We start from the raw sequence: 1082 nt of genomic DNA on the forward strand, positions 1-1082 counted from the left end.
ATAGCGAAGAGGTCACACCCGTTCCCATCCCGAACACGGAAGTTAAGCTCTTCAGCGCCGATGGTAGTGAGGGTTCGCCCTTGTGAGAGTAGGACGTTGCCAGGCTTTTATATAATTATTGGAGGATTAGCTCAGCTGGGAGAGCATCTGCCTTACAAGCAGAGGGTCGGCGGTTCGATCCCGTCATCCTCCACCATATGCCGGCCTAGCTCAATTGGTAGAGCAACTGACTTGTAATCAGTAGGTTGGGGGTTCAAGTCCTCTGGCCGGCACCATTTATTTTTGAGCCATTAGCTCAGTCGGTAGAGCATCTGACTTTTAATCAGAGGGTCGAAGGTTCGAATCCTTCATGGCTCACCATTTGCGGGTGTGGTGGAACTGGCAGACACGCTAGACTTAGGATCTAGTGCCGTAAGGCGTGGGGGTTCGACTCCCTTCACCCGCATTTAATACGCGGAAGTAGTTCAGTGGTAGAACACCACCTTGCCAAGGTGGGGGTCGCGGGTTCGAATCCCGTCTTCCGCTCTTAGAGAGTTGCCGGGGTGGCGGAACTGGCAGACGCACAGGACTTAAAATCCTGCGGTAGGTGACTACCGTACCGGTTCGATTCCGGTCCTCGGCACCAGTTATAATATGCGCCCGTAGCTCAATTGGATAGAGCGTCTGACTACGGATCAGAAGGTTATGGGTTCGACTCCTTTCGGGCGCGCCATATAAATCTATTATTTTTTACGGGAAGTAGCTCAGCTTGGTAGAGCACTTGGTTTGGGACCAAGGGGTCGCAGGTTCGAATCCTGTCTTCCCGACCACTAACTTTGGGGCCTTAGCTCAGCTGGGAGAGCGCCTGCCTTGCACGCAGGAGGTCAGCGGTTCGATCCCGCTAGGCTCCACCAAAAAAATAAAAAAACTTGTTGACATTGCCTTTTAGTTTTGTTAACATAGAAAAGTCGCCATTGAGCGGTGAAGAAGTTTGATCTTTGAAAACTGAACGAAACGAAGCGTTAACAATAATTAAGTAAGACCAGCAATTTTGAGCTACAAACTTCAATGAGAGTTTGATCCTGGCTCAGGACGAACGCTGG

Annotated in this window: 9 tRNA genes and 1 rRNA gene; all 10 read left to right on the forward strand. The window is 50.6% G+C overall.

The features are described 5' to 3' along the window. A 5S ribosomal RNA gene (gene rrf, locus ACFPM4_RS06960) occupies window positions 1–105 on the forward strand; the annotation flags it as partial. Window positions 106–120: 15 nt separating this feature from the next. After that, a tRNA-Val gene (locus ACFPM4_RS06965) sits at window positions 121–196 on the forward strand. 3 nt (window positions 197–199) lie between these two features. Next, window positions 200–275 (forward strand) — tRNA-Thr (locus tag ACFPM4_RS06970). A gap of 9 nt (window positions 276–284) precedes the next feature. Then, window positions 285–360, forward strand: a tRNA-Lys gene (locus ACFPM4_RS06975). Between the two features lie 3 nt (window positions 361–363). Further along, a tRNA-Leu gene (locus ACFPM4_RS06980) sits at window positions 364–445 on the forward strand. 8 nt (window positions 446–453) lie between these two features. Further along, window positions 454–525: transfer RNA gene (locus ACFPM4_RS06985), tRNA-Gly, on the forward strand. 11 nt (window positions 526–536) lie between these two features. Then, a tRNA-Leu gene (locus tag ACFPM4_RS06990) sits at window positions 537–625 on the forward strand. Window positions 626–635: 10 nt separating this feature from the next. After that, window positions 636–712: transfer RNA gene (locus ACFPM4_RS06995), tRNA-Arg, on the forward strand. A gap of 20 nt (window positions 713–732) precedes the next feature. Then, window positions 733–809 (forward strand) — tRNA-Pro (locus ACFPM4_RS07000). Between the two features lie 8 nt (window positions 810–817). Beyond that, window positions 818–893 (forward strand) — tRNA-Ala (locus ACFPM4_RS07005). Window positions 894–1082 lie beyond the last annotated feature (189 nt).

It is taken from the genome of Lederbergia graminis (assembly GCF_042655485.1).
GTDB classification, from domain to species: domain Bacteria; phylum Bacillota; class Bacilli; order Bacillales; family Bacillaceae_C; genus Lederbergia; species Lederbergia graminis.